At 57.5% G+C, this 14,875-nt stretch carries 13 protein-coding genes; 6 read left to right on the forward strand and 7 right to left on the reverse strand.

Features of this window, described 5'->3' with window-relative positions; all coding sequences use genetic code 11:
• Nucleotides 1-80 precede the first annotated feature (80 nt).
• Together FN633_RS10490 and azoR are read right to left on the reverse strand one after the other, a co-directional pair.
• Nucleotides 81-233: a Hok/Gef family protein gene (locus FN633_RS10490; RefSeq protein WP_154057664.1), complete on the reverse strand. Its 153-nt coding sequence runs from the start codon at nucleotides 231-233 to the stop codon at nucleotides 81-83.
• A 267-nt stretch (nucleotides 234-500) separates the two neighbouring features.
• Complete coding sequence (gene azoR / locus FN633_RS10495) at nucleotides 501-1,106, reverse strand: FMN-dependent NADH-azoreductase (protein ID WP_042390825.1); 606 nt, start codon at nucleotides 1,104-1,106, stop codon at nucleotides 501-503.
• A 202-nt stretch (nucleotides 1,107-1,308) separates the two neighbouring features.
• On the opposite strand from azoR, the gene hrpA reads away from it, so the two are divergent.
• On the forward strand, nucleotides 1,309-5,211 hold the full coding sequence (hrpA, locus tag FN633_RS10500; protein ID WP_154057665.1) for an ATP-dependent RNA helicase HrpA: 3,903 nt from the start codon (nucleotides 1,309-1,311) through the stop codon (nucleotides 5,209-5,211).
• A 39-nt stretch (nucleotides 5,212-5,250) separates the two neighbouring features.
• On the opposite strand, the gene FN633_RS10505 is transcribed toward hrpA, so the two are convergent.
• The 3 genes from FN633_RS10505 to FN633_RS10515 are packed head-to-tail and all read right to left on the reverse strand — an operon-like array spanning nucleotide 5,251 to nucleotide 9,419.
• Nucleotides 5,251-6,633 (reverse strand): efflux transporter outer membrane subunit, encoded by a 1,383-nt coding sequence (locus FN633_RS10505; protein WP_154057666.1) that lies wholly within the window; start codon nucleotides 6,631-6,633, stop codon nucleotides 5,251-5,253.
• Nucleotides 6,630-7,709, reverse strand: a complete 1,080-nt coding sequence (locus FN633_RS10510; RefSeq protein WP_154057667.1) for an HlyD family secretion protein — start codon at nucleotides 7,707-7,709, stop codon at nucleotides 6,630-6,632. The genes FN633_RS10505 and FN633_RS10510 overlap by 4 nt, the downstream gene beginning before the upstream one ends.
• 45 nt (nucleotides 7,710-7,754) lie before the next feature.
• Nucleotides 7,755-9,419, reverse strand: coding sequence for an MFS transporter (locus FN633_RS10515; RefSeq protein WP_154057668.1), 1,665 nt, complete (start codon nucleotides 9,417-9,419; stop codon nucleotides 7,755-7,757).
• Nucleotides 9,420-9,579: 160 nt separating this feature from the next.
• Between FN633_RS10515 and FN633_RS10520 the strand changes: the two genes are divergently transcribed.
• The 3 genes from FN633_RS10520 to cybB all read left to right on the forward strand — a co-directional run bounded on the left by FN633_RS10520 (nucleotide 9,580) and on the right by cybB (nucleotide 12,575).
• A complete protein-coding gene (locus FN633_RS10520) occupies nucleotides 9,580-10,383 on the forward strand; it encodes a YdcF family protein (RefSeq protein WP_154057669.1) in 804 nt (267 codons plus the stop codon).
• A gap of 136 nt (nucleotides 10,384-10,519) precedes the next feature.
• Nucleotides 10,520-11,959 (forward strand): aldehyde dehydrogenase, encoded by a 1,440-nt coding sequence (aldA, locus tag FN633_RS10525; RefSeq protein WP_154057670.1) that lies wholly within the window; start codon nucleotides 10,520-10,522, stop codon nucleotides 11,957-11,959.
• Nucleotides 11,960-12,044: 85 nt separating this feature from the next.
• Entirely contained in the window at nucleotides 12,045-12,575 is a 531-nt protein-coding gene (gene cybB, locus FN633_RS10530; RefSeq protein WP_154057671.1) for a cytochrome b561, read from the forward strand.
• Nucleotides 12,576-12,596: 21 nt separating this feature from the next.
• Here the strand turns inward: cybB and FN633_RS10535 are convergent, their stop codons facing one another.
• The gene (locus tag FN633_RS10535) at nucleotides 12,597-13,268 is read right to left on the reverse strand and encodes an SOS response-associated peptidase (protein ID WP_154057672.1); all 672 of its coding nucleotides are present in this window, start codon (nucleotides 13,266-13,268) and stop codon (nucleotides 12,597-12,599) included.
• A gap of 135 nt (nucleotides 13,269-13,403) precedes the next feature.
• Between FN633_RS10535 and FN633_RS10540 the strand changes: the two genes are divergently transcribed.
• Nucleotides 13,404-13,640: a DUF1272 domain-containing protein gene (locus tag FN633_RS10540; RefSeq protein ID WP_154057673.1), complete on the forward strand. Its 237-nt coding sequence runs from the start codon at nucleotides 13,404-13,406 to the stop codon at nucleotides 13,638-13,640.
• A gap of 55 nt (nucleotides 13,641-13,695) precedes the next feature.
• Here FN633_RS10540 and FN633_RS10545 read toward each other — a convergent pair whose 3' ends face one another.
• On the reverse strand, nucleotides 13,696-13,905 hold the full coding sequence (locus FN633_RS10545; protein ID WP_042390845.1) for a hypothetical protein: 210 nt from the start codon (nucleotides 13,903-13,905) through the stop codon (nucleotides 13,696-13,698).
• 530 nt (nucleotides 13,906-14,435) lie between these two features.
• Between FN633_RS10545 and FN633_RS10550 the strand changes: the two genes are divergently transcribed.
• Nucleotides 14,436-14,849 carry a hypothetical protein gene (locus tag FN633_RS10550; RefSeq protein ID WP_154057674.1) on the forward strand — a complete coding sequence of 138 codons (414 nt, stop codon included), beginning with the start codon at nucleotides 14,436-14,438 and terminating at the stop codon, nucleotides 14,847-14,849.
• Nucleotides 14,850-14,875: the final 26 nt, after the last annotated feature.

Consider the following 14,875-nt stretch of genomic DNA (forward strand, 5'->3'; position numbering starts at 1 on the left):
GCTGGCTGGCATATCGGGAAAAGGGTGCGTTGAGGTCAACCCCGACCTGGCAGTTGTGGCGATTACTCCCCGCATGAAAGCTACTTCTTCAATTCGTAAGCGAGAACAGCTTTAAACTCCATACTACGCTGCTTAAAGCTCAGTTCACAAAGCGAGCCGCGCACCATCAGCGTAAATCCCAGTGCCGTACGGCATAGCACTATGGTTGCCATAAGGGCATATTTCGTCGGCATGTTATTGCCTCCATGCAAAGAAGGGGCTAACATCCAAACTGTCGGGTTTGGTCGTTAGCCTCAGGTTGATAGAAATATCTCCTGGGGCTTTCAACTTTTTGGACTCCCGACATGCCTGAAGCCACAAAAAGCCTCAAGCACCCATCGGCATTCTAACGGTGGGTGGCACAGTGGGTATAACAGCGTAAGGGATTTGCGGCGCGGATCGGAATAAACAGGGCGGGAAGGGTAAATACCCCCCTCTGCCGCAGCAGAAGGGGAACATGCTTAGGCAGTAACGATGCTGTCGATGGCCGCTTTCGCATCGGCCTGGGCTTTGGTTGCCACTTCCGGGCCGTAGGCAATGCCTTCGGCGAACACAAAGTTCACGTCGGTGATACCGATGAAGCCCAGGAACAGCTTCAGGTACGGGGCAATCAGGTCGGACGGAGTATCTTTATGGATACCGCCACGGCTGGAGAGCACAACCGCACGTTTGCCCGTCACAAGGCCTTCCGGACCGTTTTCGGTGTAGCGGAAGGTCACGCCCGCACGGGCCACCAGGTCAAAGTAGTTCTTCAGCTGGGTCGGGATGTTGAAGTTATACATCGGGGCCGCCAGCACAATCACGTCATGCGCTTTCAGCTCGGCAATCAGCTCATCGGAGAGGGCCAGCGCTTCCTGCTGACGCGGGGTCAGCGGCGCATCGCTTGGGCGCAGCGCGCCAACCAGCTCACCGTCCAGTACCGGGATAGGGTTAGCCGCCAGGTCACGCACGGTGATCTCATCCGCGCCGTTCTTCTCGCGCCACTGATCGACCAGATAGTCAGCCAGCTGACCAGACTGTGAGTACCCTGCCAGAATACTGGATTTAAGAACTAATACTTTGCTCATGGGTGTTTCCTTTGTTGTATTTGATGAGGTTCGCCCCCAAATAATTGTTTGTCACTTTATTCACAAATCAGCAGCTTGAATAGCGCAATATATCGAAGCCTACATTCGAATTTTTTGAATAAGTCAAAGCGAGAACGGATGTGGTACTCTACACTCAACGTAAAAGCGAGATTCTTCCGGCAGCCTATTGCCCGATAACACTATGACTGAACAACAGAAATTGTCCTTCGCCGACCTCAATAATCACCTCGATAACCTCATGCTCCGCGACCGGCAGCGCTTCGCCCGGCGTCTTCATGGGGTGAAGAAGGTTAAAAATCCTGACGCTCAGCAGGCCATCCTGCAAGAGATGGCGCAGGAGATCGCTCAGGCCGCGACCGTCGTTGAGCGGCGTGCGGCGTCGCGTCCGGAGATTAGCTATCCGGAGAATCTGCCGGTCAGTCAGAAGAAGCAGGACATTCTGGAGGCAATCCGCGACAACCAGGTAACGATCGTTGCCGGTGAGACCGGCTCGGGTAAAACCACCCAGCTGCCAAAAATTTGCATGGAGCTGGGGCGGGGCGTTAAGGGTCTGATCGGCCACACCCAGCCGCGACGTCTGGCGGCACGAACCGTGGCGAACCGTATTGCCGAGGAGCTGAAAAGCGAGCCGGGCGGCGCGATTGGCTATAAGGTGCGCTTTAGCGATCACGTCAGCGAGAACACCCTGGTCAAGCTGATGACCGACGGTATTCTGCTGGCTGAGATCCAGCAGGATCGCCTGCTGATGCAGTACGACACTATCATTATCGATGAGGCGCACGAGCGTAGCCTGAACATCGACTTTCTGCTGGGCTACTTTAAAGAGCTGCTGCCGAAGCGCCCGGATCTGAAGATCATTATCACCTCGGCGACCATCGATCCAGAGCGCTTCTCGCGTCACTTTAACAACGCGCCGATTATTGAAGTTTCAGGCCGTACGTTCCCGGTAGAGGTGCGCTATCGCCCCATTGTCGAGGAGGCGGATGATACCGAGCGCGATCAGCTCCAGGCGATTTTCGACGCGGTAGACGAACTGGGACGCGAAAGCCCCGGCGATATCCTGATCTTTATGAGCGGTGAGCGCGAGATCCGCGACACCGCCGATGCACTGAACAAGCTTAACCTGCGCCATACCGAGGTGCTGCCGCTCTATGCGCGCCTGTCGAACAGCGAGCAGAACCGCGTCTTCCAGCCCCACGGCGGGCGACGCATTGTGCTGGCTACCAACGTGGCGGAAACCTCGCTTACCGTGCCGGGCATTAAGTATGTGATCGATCCGGGCACGGCGCGTATCAGCCGTTACAGCTACCACACTAAGGTGCAGCGTCTGCCGATTGAGCCGGTTTCTCAGGCATCGGCCAACCAGCGTAAAGGGCGCTGCGGTCGCGTATCCGAAGGGATCTGTATTCGCCTCTACTCCGAGGACGACTTCCTCTCGCGGCCGGAGTTTACCGACCCAGAGATCCTGCGCACCAACCTTGCATCGGTGATTTTGCAGATGACCGCTCTTGGGCTGGGCGACATTGCGGCGTTCCCGTTTGTCGAAGCGCCGGACCGACGCAACATTCAGGACGGCGTGCGCCTGCTGGAGGAGTTGGGCGCCATCACTACCGATGAGAGCCAGACCGCCTACAAGCTTACCGCTCAGGGACGTCAGCTGTCGCAGCTGCCGGTGGATCCGCGTCTGGCCCGGATGGTGCTGGAGGCGCAGAAGCTGGGCTGCGTGCGCGAGGCGATGATCATCACCTCCGCGCTCTCTATTCAGGATCCGCGCGAGCGGCCGATGGATAAGCAGCAGGCGTCCGATGAAAAACATCGCCGCTTTCATGACAAAGAGTCTGACTTTCTCGCCTTTGTGAACCTGTGGAACTACCTTGGCGAGCAGCAGAAAGCGCTGTCGTCGAATCAGTTCCGCCGTCTGTGCCGTACCGATTACCTTAACTACCTGCGGGTACGCGAGTGGCAGGATATCTATACCCAGCTGCGCCAGGTGGTGAAAGAGCTGGGCATTGCGGTCAACAGCGAACCGGCAGAGTACCGTGAGATCCATATCGCGCTGCTCACCGGCCTGCTATCGCATATCGGCATGAAGGATGCCGATAAGCAGGAGTTTACCGGCGCGCGTAACGCCCGGTTCTCCATCTTCCCCGGCTCTGGGCTGTTCAAGAAGCCGCCCAAGTGGACGATGGTCGCCGAGCTGGTTGAGACCAGCCGCCTGTGGGGGCGCATCGCCGCACGTATCGATCCTGAGTGGGTCGAGCCGGTGGCCCAGCATCTGCTCAAGCGCTCGTACAGCGAGCCGCACTGGGAGCGGGCCCAGGGTGCGGTGATGGCAACGGAGAAGGTCACCGTCTACGGCCTGCCGGTAGTGGCCGCGCGCAAGGTCAACTACAGCCAGATCGATCCGGCGCTCAGCCGCGAGCTCTTTATCCGCCATGCGTTAGTGGAGGGCGACTGGCAGACCCGGCACGCCTTCTTCCGCGAGAACCTGAAGCTGCGCACCGAGATCGAGGAGCTGGAGCACAAGTCGCGGCGTCGTGACATTCTGGTGGATGACGACACGCTGTTTGAGTTTTACGACCAGCGCATTAGCGTCGACGCTGTCTCTGCCCGCCACTTTGATAGCTGGTGGAAAAAGGCCAGCCGCGAGACGCCGGATCTGCTCAACTTTGAAAAGAGCATGCTGATAAAAGAGGGCGCGGAGCAGGTCAGCAAGCTGGACTACCCCAACTTCTGGCATCAGGGCAACCTGAAGCTGCGTCTGAGCTACCAGTTTGAACCGGGCGCGGACGCCGACGGCGTGACGGTGCACATTCCGCTGCCGCTGCTCAACCAGGTGGAGGAGAGCGGCTTTGAGTGGCAGATCCCCGGCCTGCGTCGGGAGCTGATTATCGCCCTGATCAAGTCGCTACCGAAACCGATCCGTCGCAACTTTGTGCCCGCGCCTAACTACGCCGAGGCGTTTCTGGGCCGCGTCACGCCGCTTGAGCTGCCGCTGCTGGATGCCCTGGAGCGCGAGCTGCGTCGCATGACCGGCGTCACCGTCGATCGCGACGCGTGGCAGTGGGAGCAGGTGCCTGACCATCTGAAGATCAGCTTCCGCGTGGTAGATGATAAAAACCGCAAGCTGCAAGAGGGGCGTGACCTGACGGCGCTGAAAGAGAGCCTGAAGGGCAAAGTGCAGGAGACGCTGTCGGCGGTAGCCGATGACGGCATCGAGCAGAGCGGGCTGCATATCTGGAGCTTTGGCACCCTCGCCCAGAGCTATGAGCAGAAGCGTGGCAACTATAAGGTGAAGGCGTGGCCAGCGCTGGTGGACGAGCGCGACAGCGTGGCGATCAAGCTGTTTGATAACCCGCTGGAGCAGGAGCAGGCCATGTGGCGCGGCCTGCGCCGACTGCTGCTGCTGAATATTCCGTCACCGATTAAGTATCTGCACGAGAAGCTGCCCAACAAAGCCAAGCTGGGACTCTACTTTAACCCCTACGGCAAAGTGCTGGACCTGATCGACGACTGTATCGCCTGCGGGGTGGATAAGCTGATCCACGAGGCGGGTGGCCCGGTGTGGACGGAAGAGGGCTTCGCGGCGCTGCATGAGAAGGTGCGCGCCGAGCTGAACGAGACGGTGGTGGAGATTGCCAAACAGGTAGAGCAGATCCTGACGGCGGTGTTCAATATCAACAAGCGTCTGAAAGGGCGCGTGGATATGACCATGGCGCTGGGGCTGTCGGACGTAAAAGCGCAGATGTCGGGGCTGGTCTATCGCGGCTTTGTCACCGGCAACGGTTTTACCCGCCTGGGCGATACCCTGCGTTACCTGCAGGCCATCGAAAAACGGCTGGAGAAGTTGGCGGTAGATCCGCACCGCGATCGCGCTCAGATGCTGAAGGTGGAGCAGGTTCAGCAGGCGTGGCAGCAGTGGTTGAACAAGCTGCCGCCCGCCCGCCGCAACGACGATGACGTGCAGGCGATCCGCTGGATGATCGAGGAGCTGCGGGTGAGCTTCTTTGCTCAGCAGCTGGGAACCCCGTACCCCATTTCGGACAAGCGTATCTTACAGGCGATGGAGCAGATCTCCGGCTAATAACGTGCCCGGTAGCGCTTTGCTTACCGGGCCTACGATTTAGGGTTGGCCTGTCCAACCCCCGCCCAATGCCCGATAAAGGTCGATCTGCGCCAGCAGCACGTTGTTCTTCACCTGCACCACGTTGAGCTGCGCCGAAAAGAGGGTGCGCTGGGCGTCCAGCACGTCCAGATAGGAGGAGTAGCCATTCTGGTAACGGTTCTGCGCGATACGCAGCGTTTCGTCTGCCACCTCCACCTGCCCCTGCAGCTCGACCAGCTGCTCCTGCAAGCGGGCAATGGCGTCGAGACTGTCGTTTACCTCTTTAAAGGCGTTACGCACCGTACGCTCATAGCCATAGAGCGCCTGGTTGCGCTGGGACTGGGAGACATCCACCTGCGCATTCAGCGCCTGGCGGTTAAGCAGCGGGGCAAGAATACTGCCGCCGACGCTCCACAGCCGCAGCGGATTATCTAATAAACCTGCCAGAGTATCATCCTGCACCGATCCCCCCGCCGTCAGGTTGAGAGACGGCAGTAGCTGTGCCTGCGAAACGGCGAGGCTGGCGTCTGCGGCGATCAGTTCTCGCTGCGCCTGGACGATATCCGGCCGACGGTTGAGCAGCGAGGAGGGAAGCTGTCCGGGAATGCGCAGCGGGGTCAGTTTATCAAACTCGTCGCTGCGCCGGATGCCACCGGGGGTGTCGCCAATCAACACGCTGAGGGCATTCTCCTGCTCGGTAATCTGATGCTGGATCTGCGGGATCTGCGCCCGGGTAGCGCGTAGCTCAGAGTCCGACTGCATCAGTTCAAGCCGCGAGCTATAGCCCGCCTCGTACTGCCGCTGGGCGAGGGTAAACGCCTCTTCACGCGCCTTTAGCGTCGACTGGGTGACGCGCAACTGTTCATCAAGCGAAAGCAGCGTCACGTAGCCCGTTGCCACCGATGACGCCACGGTCAGGTTCGCGGCGGCGGCGGCGGCCTGCTGGGCTTCCAGTGAGGCCTGGGCGGCTCTGGCGGTGCTGCGGTTGGCTCCCCACAGATCCACATCGTAGCTGGCAGAGAGATTGCCTCGATAAAGCGTGCTGTAGGCTGGTAGACCTGTCGCCGCAGACTGCGTGCGCGCTCGCGTGCCGCTGAGGCCCGCATCCAGCGTCGGGAACAGGCTGCCCTCGGCGGCGAACACCCGCGCCTGATACTCATTGACCCGTTCGCGAGCGATCAGGATATCGCTGTTATAGCGCAGGGCCTGGTCTACGTACTGGTTGAGCTGGCTGTCGTGGAAATTCCGCCACCAGACCGCTTCGGCCTGACTGGTCGGCCCGACGGTGCTGCGCCACTGGGCGGGGATCTTCAGGCTGGGCTTGGCGGGCTGGACGTCAACTGACTGACAGGCCGCAAGGGCAACGCAGAGCGCCAGCAGCGCGGGGCGAAACGGCCTCATTTCGCCTCCCGGGTATCAATATGCACCTGCACCGACATGCCGGGACGCAGACGCGCGATCTGCTCCGCATTTCCCTCGACCGCAATACGGACCGGAATACGCTGGGCAATCTTCACAAAGTTACCGGTGGCGTTATCCGGCGAAATAGCGCTGAATTCAACCCCGGTTGCCGGTGAGATAGATTCTACACGACCGGAGAAGGCCTGATTGTTCAGCGCATCCACGGTAAAGCGCACGGGCAGGCCGGTGTGAATATGGGCAAGCTGCGTCTCTTTCAGGTTCGCGATAACCCAGCGTGGGGAGGGAACCAGCGTGGTCAGGTGTGTCCCCGCCGTCACGTAGGCACCAAGGCGCACCGCCATCTGCCCCAGCTGTCCGTCGCGCGGAGCAACGATGCGGGTGTTTTGCAGATCGATCTGCGCCAGTTCCAGCGCCGCCTGCGCATTCTCCACGTCGGCCTGCAGTGCCGCACGATTGACGATCGTTGTTTGCAGATCCTGGCGTGATGTCTCAAGGGTAGCCCGGGCCTGCGCAATATCGGCGCTGCCCTGTGCCGCGCTAGCTAACGCCGCATCGCGCTCACGAATCGATAGCGAACCATCTGCCGTAAGATTTTTCACCCGGCGTAAATCCGCCTGCGACTTCTGATTTTGCGCCTGGGCATTTTGCAGCGCCGCTTCGTTACGCTTGATCACTGCCTCGGCGCTTTTGCGCTGTTGCAGGTTGTTATTGAGCGCCGCTACTTTCATCGCCAGCTGGGCCTCGGCCTGATGCACCCGCTGCTTGTAGATACGGTCGTCAATCTGCACCAGCAGATCGCCGCGCTTTACCACGGTAAAATCCTGCACCTTCACCTCGGTGATATAGCCATTAACCTGCGGGCTGATAAAGGTGGTCAGGCCGCGCACGTAGGCGTTATCGGTAAACTGGGTATGGCGGGTAAACGGCGGTAGCTGCCAGGCGTAGAGGATCACCAGTACGCCCACGATGCCAATGGCGGCGGCGGCAAAAATCGAAACTACCCGCAGGTTGCTGCGGGTATGTGCCTGCTCTTTAGCGGCATCCTGCTGACTCATAACCACTCCTGTTGTAACACTGCTTTCATTAATGCGCTTCCAAGTCTATTTCGGGGTGTTCACTGCTTTTTTTAGGGCCAAACGGGCGGTAATACGCAGCCGCAACAGTCGCCATAGGATCCACAGCAGGGTGGCGGCGGCAACGGTCGCGGTCAGCATATAAGTATCGTTATAGGCAAGGATATTGGCTTCGATAGTGCTGACGTTTTGTAGCTGGGCGATAGCCTGGGCGTTGAGCAACGTGGTGTCGCCAATCAGATTTTTGTACAGCTGGGTGTAGATCTGAATGCGTTCTGTCACCAGCGGATCGAGGGAGGTAAGCTGATCCGCCAGCAGGCTGGAGTGATACTTCTCCCGCCACACCTGGAAGGTGCCCAGCACCGCCGAACCCAGCAGGCCGCCGAGGTTTTGGCTCATGCCAAACAGCACCGAGAAGCTCACCAGGTTACGCGGCTCGGTGACCACGCTGCCGATGCCCGCCAGCATCGCCGGGGCAAGGAAAAAGGCGCTGCCAAAGCCCAGCAGGAACTGGCTCACCATAAACTGGTTGGCTCGGGTCAGGCTCGTTGACTGGCTGTCGAGCAGGGAGGCCACGATCATCAACGCCAGCGAGGTCACAATAGGCCAGGCCAGCCGCTGGGGCTTAATGGTCAGGCAGCTGGCGATGATGCCGCAGACGATGCCGGCAAATATTGCCCAGGCCAGATTGGTCATCTGCTCGTTTTGCAGACCGATATACTGCAGCCAGCCGATGGCACCGCTGTTCTGCTCTGCCAGCACGATGCGGATCAGGATCATAATCAGCCCCAGCCGCACGATGCTGCCGCTTGAGAGCCAGCGGGTATTGAGCAGCGGGTTGCTGCGGTTGTGCTCAAAGACGATGGCGCTAACGATCAACACCAGCGCCCCCGCCAGCGCCCAGCCGAGCCACGGCGTTTCGAACCACCACTCAAGCCGCCCCAGCGACAGCACCGCACAGAGCAGGGCCATGCCGGGAGCAAAGAGAATAAAGGTAATAAAGTCCTTCTTCTCAAAGACTTTTTTACGATCCCCCGGCGGCAGCTTCAGCATGATCACGCAGGCAAGGGAGACCAGCGCCAGCCCCAACTCAAACAGGTACAGTCCGCGCCACTCGTCGGTTTGCAGCAGCTCGGTAGAGAAGAGCCTTGCCATGGGGATCGCCAGCGATGAACCGGTGATACCAATAGTTAACGCCTTGAGACGATGTCGGGCAGGCCAGGCCTGAATCTGGTAGTAGATCCCTAGCGAACTCAGGGCCGCCGCCACCATGCCATGCGCCGCCCGCACCATTATCGCCGAACTGAGATCGTTGACAAAAAGGTGAAAAAAGGTCACCAGCACGTAGAGCACCAGGAAGCCTTCGGTAAAGGCGCGCAGGCCATACTGCTGGCGGAATTTCACTAGCAGGAGGTTGATCGAGACGTTGGTCATGACGTAGACCGCTGGCAGCCACGCGATCTCCGTAGACCAGGCGGCAAAGGTTCCCTGCAAATTTTGCAGGTTGGCGGACACCATGGCATTGCCCAGCGCGCCGGTCAGGCAAACCAGCAGGCCCACAATGCCATAGGCAATACGTTTTGGAACGGGGTGAAGCGGCGTTGAGGGGGACCCCAGCAGCATCGGTTTTTCATGCGGAGCCCATTCACGTGGTGCATAGGGGTCGCGTTTCGTTGGCTGTTGGTCATCCATATATTGTTAACATCAAGCAGTCTGCATTAAGGAAGTATACTTGTCATATTGAATATTTAGCAGATTAATCAATAAAGGGAAATCAGCGATTAGGAGAGATCGCCTTTTCTTTACCTCAGGCTTTGTTACCCTGTAACGATATATCCTACAGGAGGTAACGATGTTTATTCCCCGCTTTCCGACTCTGCCAGAAAAGACGCTGGCAGCAGTGAACGCCCTGGGGCGCTGGCTGGCGCAGAATGAGTTCGAGGGTAAGCCGCTCCCTGCGCAGGCCGACTGCATCATTCTGGCCGGTAATGCCGTGATCCCCACCATTGACGCTGCCTGCGAGCTGGCTGCTGCCCATAAGCTACCGCTGGTCATCAGCGGCGGCATCGGCCACTCCACGCCTTTCCTCTACTCGGCCATCGCCCGCCACCCGCGCTATAACAAAGTGCGCACCACCGGACGTACCGAGTCGGCAATCATTGGTGATATCGCCCGACAATTCTGGAAGATCCCGTCAGAGAAACTGATCCTTGAGGAGCGGTCAACCAACTGCGGCGAAAACGCACGCTTCTCCCTGGCGCTGCTCCGCGAGCGTGGCATACCGCTAAAAACGTTGGTGGTGGTGCAGGATCCCACCATGCAGCGTCGAACGATGGCCACCTTTGCCCGCGCGCTGGCGGACAATCTCAACGATACATTCTGTGTCAGCTACCCGGGCTTTACGCCGATACTCGCAAACGGCAGTCACGGTTTGAGCTTCCAGCCGAAGAGAGAGGGGCTCTGGCCGGTTGAGCGCTATCTGTCGCTGATCCCTGGGGAGCTGGCGCGGTTGCGCGATGACAGCCAGGGCTATGGCCCGAACGGACGCGATTTTATTGTTCACGTTGATATGCCTGATGAGATCGCCCGCGCGGGAGAGATTATTCTGGCGGATGAGACGTTAATCCCCACCCTGCAAGCCCGTTCGCTAATATAAAGGGTTGATGTACGGTGCTGTTTATTATGAGTTCACTCACAAATTCGGCCTGTTGCTCTGGGAATTATCCGGTACGCCTGTAGATTTTTAACAACGTATTTACTTGTTAAAAACAATACCATTACAGGAGCAGCGCATGACAGCACCCGTACAGCACCCGATGTATATCGATGGTCAGTTTGTCGCCTGGCAGGGCGAGGCCTGGATTGATGTCGTCAACCCGGCGACCGAAGCGCTCATCTCGCGCATTCCTGACGGTACGGCAGACGATGCGCGTAAAGCCATTGATGCCGCCTCCCGTGCCCAGCCTGCCTGGGAGGCGCTGCCCGCCATCGAACGCGCCGGATGGTTGCGGAAAATCGCGGCGGGCATTCGCGAGCAGGCCAGTGAAATTAGCGCTCTGATCGTTGAAGAGGGCGGTAAAATACAGCAGCTGGCCGAGGTCGAGGTGGCTTTTACCGCTGATTATATTGAGTACATGGCCGAATGGGCGCGCCGCTATGAAGGTGAGATCCTGCAGAGCGACCGCCCCGGAGAGAACATTCTGGTCTTTAAGCGCGCCTTAGGCGTCACCACCGGCATCCTGCCGTGGAACTTCCCGTTCTTCCTGATTGCCCGCAAGCTGGCTCCGGCCCTGATCACGGGCAATACCATCGTCATTAAGCCGAGCGAGTTTACGCCTAACAACGCCATCGCCTTTGCCAAAATTGTCGACAGCATTGGCCTGCCGCGCGGGGTGTTTAACCTGGTGCTTGGCCGTGGAGAGACCGTCGGTCAGGAGCTGGCGGGTAACCCGAAAGTGGCGATGGTCAGCATGACCGGTAGCGTAGGCGCAGGCGAGAAGATTATGGCGGCGGCGGCGAAAAACATCACCAAGGTGTGCCTGGAGCTGGGGGGCAAAGCGCCGGCCATTGTAATGGACGATGCCGATCTGGAGCTGGCGGTGAAGGCCATCGTCGACTCTCGGGTGATCAATACCGGGCAGGTCTGTAACTGCGCCGAGCGCGTCTACGTCCAGAAGGGCATCTACGATCGCTTCGTTAACCGTTTAGGTGAGGCAATGAACGCCGTTGAGTATGGCGATCCTGCCGCACGTAACGACATTGCCATGGGGCCGCTGATCAACGCCGCCGCGCTGGCTCGCGTTGAGCAGAAGGTGGCCGGTGCTGTAGAGCAGGGGGCAAAAATCGCGCTCGGTGGGAAAGCGGTAGAGGGCAGTGGCTATTTCTATCCGCCGACGCTGCTGCTGGACGTGCGTCAGGATATGACCATCATGCATGAGGAGACCTTTGGCCCGGTGCTGCCGGTAGTGGTCTTTGATACGCTGGAAGAGGCGTTAGAGATGGCTAACGACAGCGACTACGGTCTGACCTCATCAATCTATACGCAAAACCTTAATACCGCCATGAAAGCGATCAAGGGGCTGAAGTTTGGCGAAACCTACGTCAACCGCGAGAACTTTGAGGCCATGCAGGGGTTCCATGCTGGCTGGCGTAAATCCGGTATCGGCGGCGCTGACGGACGTCATGGTCTGAACGAGTATCTGCAAACGCAGGTAGTCTATCTGCAATCCTGAATGATTCAGCCTGAGAATAATTAATGCAGATTTAATCAAAGCCCGGTATGTTTGCTTTTTTATTGTTTTAGATAAGGAAAATCTGATGCGCAGCAAATATTCCGGGTTACAAATAACCATTCACTGGCTGGTATTTTTGCTGGTGGTGGTCGCCTACTGTGCGATGGAATTTCGTGGGTTTTTCCCCCGTAGCGACCGTCCGCTGATCAATATGGTGCACGTCTCCTGTGGGATCTCCATTCTGGTGCTGATGGTGGCGCGTCTGCTGGTGCGCCTGAAATATCCCGCGCCGCTGATTACTCCCAAACCCAAGCCGATGATGACCGGGCTGGCGCATCTCGGCCATCTGGTTATCACTCTGCTGTTTATTGCCCTGCCGATCATCGGCCTGCTGATGATGTGGAATCGCGGTAACAACTGGTTTGCTTTCGGCATCACGATGCCCCACGCCAGCGAAGCAAACTTCGATCTGGTGGATACCCTGAAAAGCTGGCACGTCACCCTGGCGACGCTGGGCTACTACGCGATCGGTCTGCATGCCGCCGCTGCGCTGGCGCATCACTACGTCTGGAAAGACGATACGCTGCAGCGCATGATGCCAGGCAAACGGCGATAAGGGTTATATCCGGGGTAGAAATTACTCTACAGGCTCGATCATTTCCGGCCCCTGGTTTTTGATATTACCTACCGCGCGCGTGACCGGGTGCCAGGTGAACATCTCCGCCGGCAACGCGCCATCTTTGGCGATATCCTCCGCCTCCTTGCCGCTAACATCCTGCCGCATCCACTCCCTGGCGGCCTCCGGCGTCAGCACCAGCGGCCGCCGATCGTGGATATCAACCAGGCCCTTATCCGCCGCGGCCGTAACAATCAGAAAGCCTTCATTTTCATCGCCGCGTTCAAATGGCGCGCTACCGGTAGCCGCCATCAGGATCGGCTGCCCGTCGCTGCGGTGGATGAAGTAAGGCTGTTTTTTATCGCCCTCCTTTTTCCACTCAAACCAGCCGTCGGCAAAGCAGACCGCGCGACCGTGCAGCCACAGCGGTTTAAACATTCTGCTGGTAGCGGCAGTTTCGACGCGTGCATTAATCAGCGCCGGTTTGTCCCACCAGCCCGGGGCATAGCCCCAGTGAACCGCATCCAGCGCCAGCCTGTCGTCGCGTTCGCTCAACAAAAGCACCTTTGTTCCGGGTGCAACGTTGTAACGTCCGATAGGTTCGGGATCGAAAGGGATATTGCGCTCGGCTTCATCAGCAAAGAGCGTCAGGTACTCTTCGCGCGCCTGCGTCTGAGCAAATCGTCCACACATATAAGCCTCCAGTTTCGTTACTAAAAGTATAGAGGGGGATGCGGAAGGGGATCGGCTGGTATATAAATAGTCATTATGCCGGACGGTGACTTACCCGACCGTCAATATTAGCCCATGACCATTGAGGATCGCCCTATGCTGGAGCTAAGACCTAACTGCGAGTGCTGCAATAGCGATCTGCTGCCGGATGCTACCGAGGCGCTGATTTGCTCATTTGAGTGTACGTTTTGCGCACGCTGCGCAGAAAAGATGGCGATGCGCTGTCCGAACTGCGCCGGCGAGTTGGTAAAGAGGCCGCGCAGGGCGGCAGAGAAGCTCATCAATAACCCTGCCTCGACGACACGGATATTTAAGCCGGAAGGCTGTGCGTAACGTAGGGGTTTAAGAGCAGCAGGCCGTTGCTGCGCCTGCTGATAGGGATACCTGCTTAATTCAAAGAGGGGATAGATAAAGATTCTAACTTGATAACAAAGTGGTTATTAGATCGCTTTATCTCTGCACCCTTACTCCCATACTCGTCGGCAATCTGGAAAAAAGCATCGGTATCAATGTCGAAATCCAGTTCGACCTCCCGGTGTTTACCGGAGTTGAGTAGCTCGTATGCCTGATCAAGATCGTACGCTTTAGCTGTGGCCATCAGACGTCTCCTCTCATAGGTTGCATAACGACCTTAAGTGTACCGGAGTTGTCTATTTTTGCAGCGGAAACCAGAAAATTCTAACGTCCTCGGAGGCTGGATAGCTTCAAAGGCTCATGCCAATCACAGCGTTAACCACTGACGAGCACATAAAAACACCACCAACAATGAGCCAGACGGATTGCTTCAGCCTTGCTGCGAGAAGAAGGAAGACCATAGAAGAGATAAAAAAAGGAATGGCAATTATAGTAAATGTGTTCATATCGGCTTCCGTTTGATTTGTCAGCAATTTTAGCAGTAATAAAACAACAGATTACCTTTGCTTTGCGCCCTTTAATACGCCTGGATAAGGTAGGTTAAGGCATAGCAGGCCTATCCACTATTGCTTCACCAAACAGGCGATGATCGGGATCGGAACTCGCATGAAAGCATGATAGCCGCCTTGAGGCGGCTTTTTTATTATCAATGCCGAAGTTTGCCGTAGCACATCACGATGAGGTCATTACATATAAACATGGGACTGCTAACAGATGAAAAAAATACTTATCGCGGTAGTGGTTGTTGGACTGATTGGCTGTACGTCTAAATCTGGGTCTAATCAACAGGCGAAGCTCGCGCCGCAGAAACAAATTCTTGCTCCACAGCTTCTGGTGAAAAAAAGGGACAGCGGCGCGGTGGTGATCAAGCGCGATGGGAGCTTTACAGGTAATTCGTGCTTAAGCCGCGTGTATATTAATGGCAAACCGGTAGTGGATTTAGATACCTCTCAAGAAGTGGTTGTCTATCCAACGCCGGGGGAGTATGTCATTAGTACCTTGCCGAAGGACTTCTGTGCGGGGAGCATGAGCGCCCAGTCCGCGGAGGTGGATGCAGGCAGTACACTGACGTTTCGTATCGGATATGCGACAGACGGTGACTTTGGTATCTATCCGTCGACCCATTAAATGTAAATGATTAATCAACCCACATC

This window comes from Pseudescherichia vulneris (assembly GCF_902164725.1).
Taxonomy (GTDB): Bacteria; Pseudomonadota; Gammaproteobacteria; order Enterobacterales; family Enterobacteriaceae; genus Pseudescherichia; species Pseudescherichia vulneris.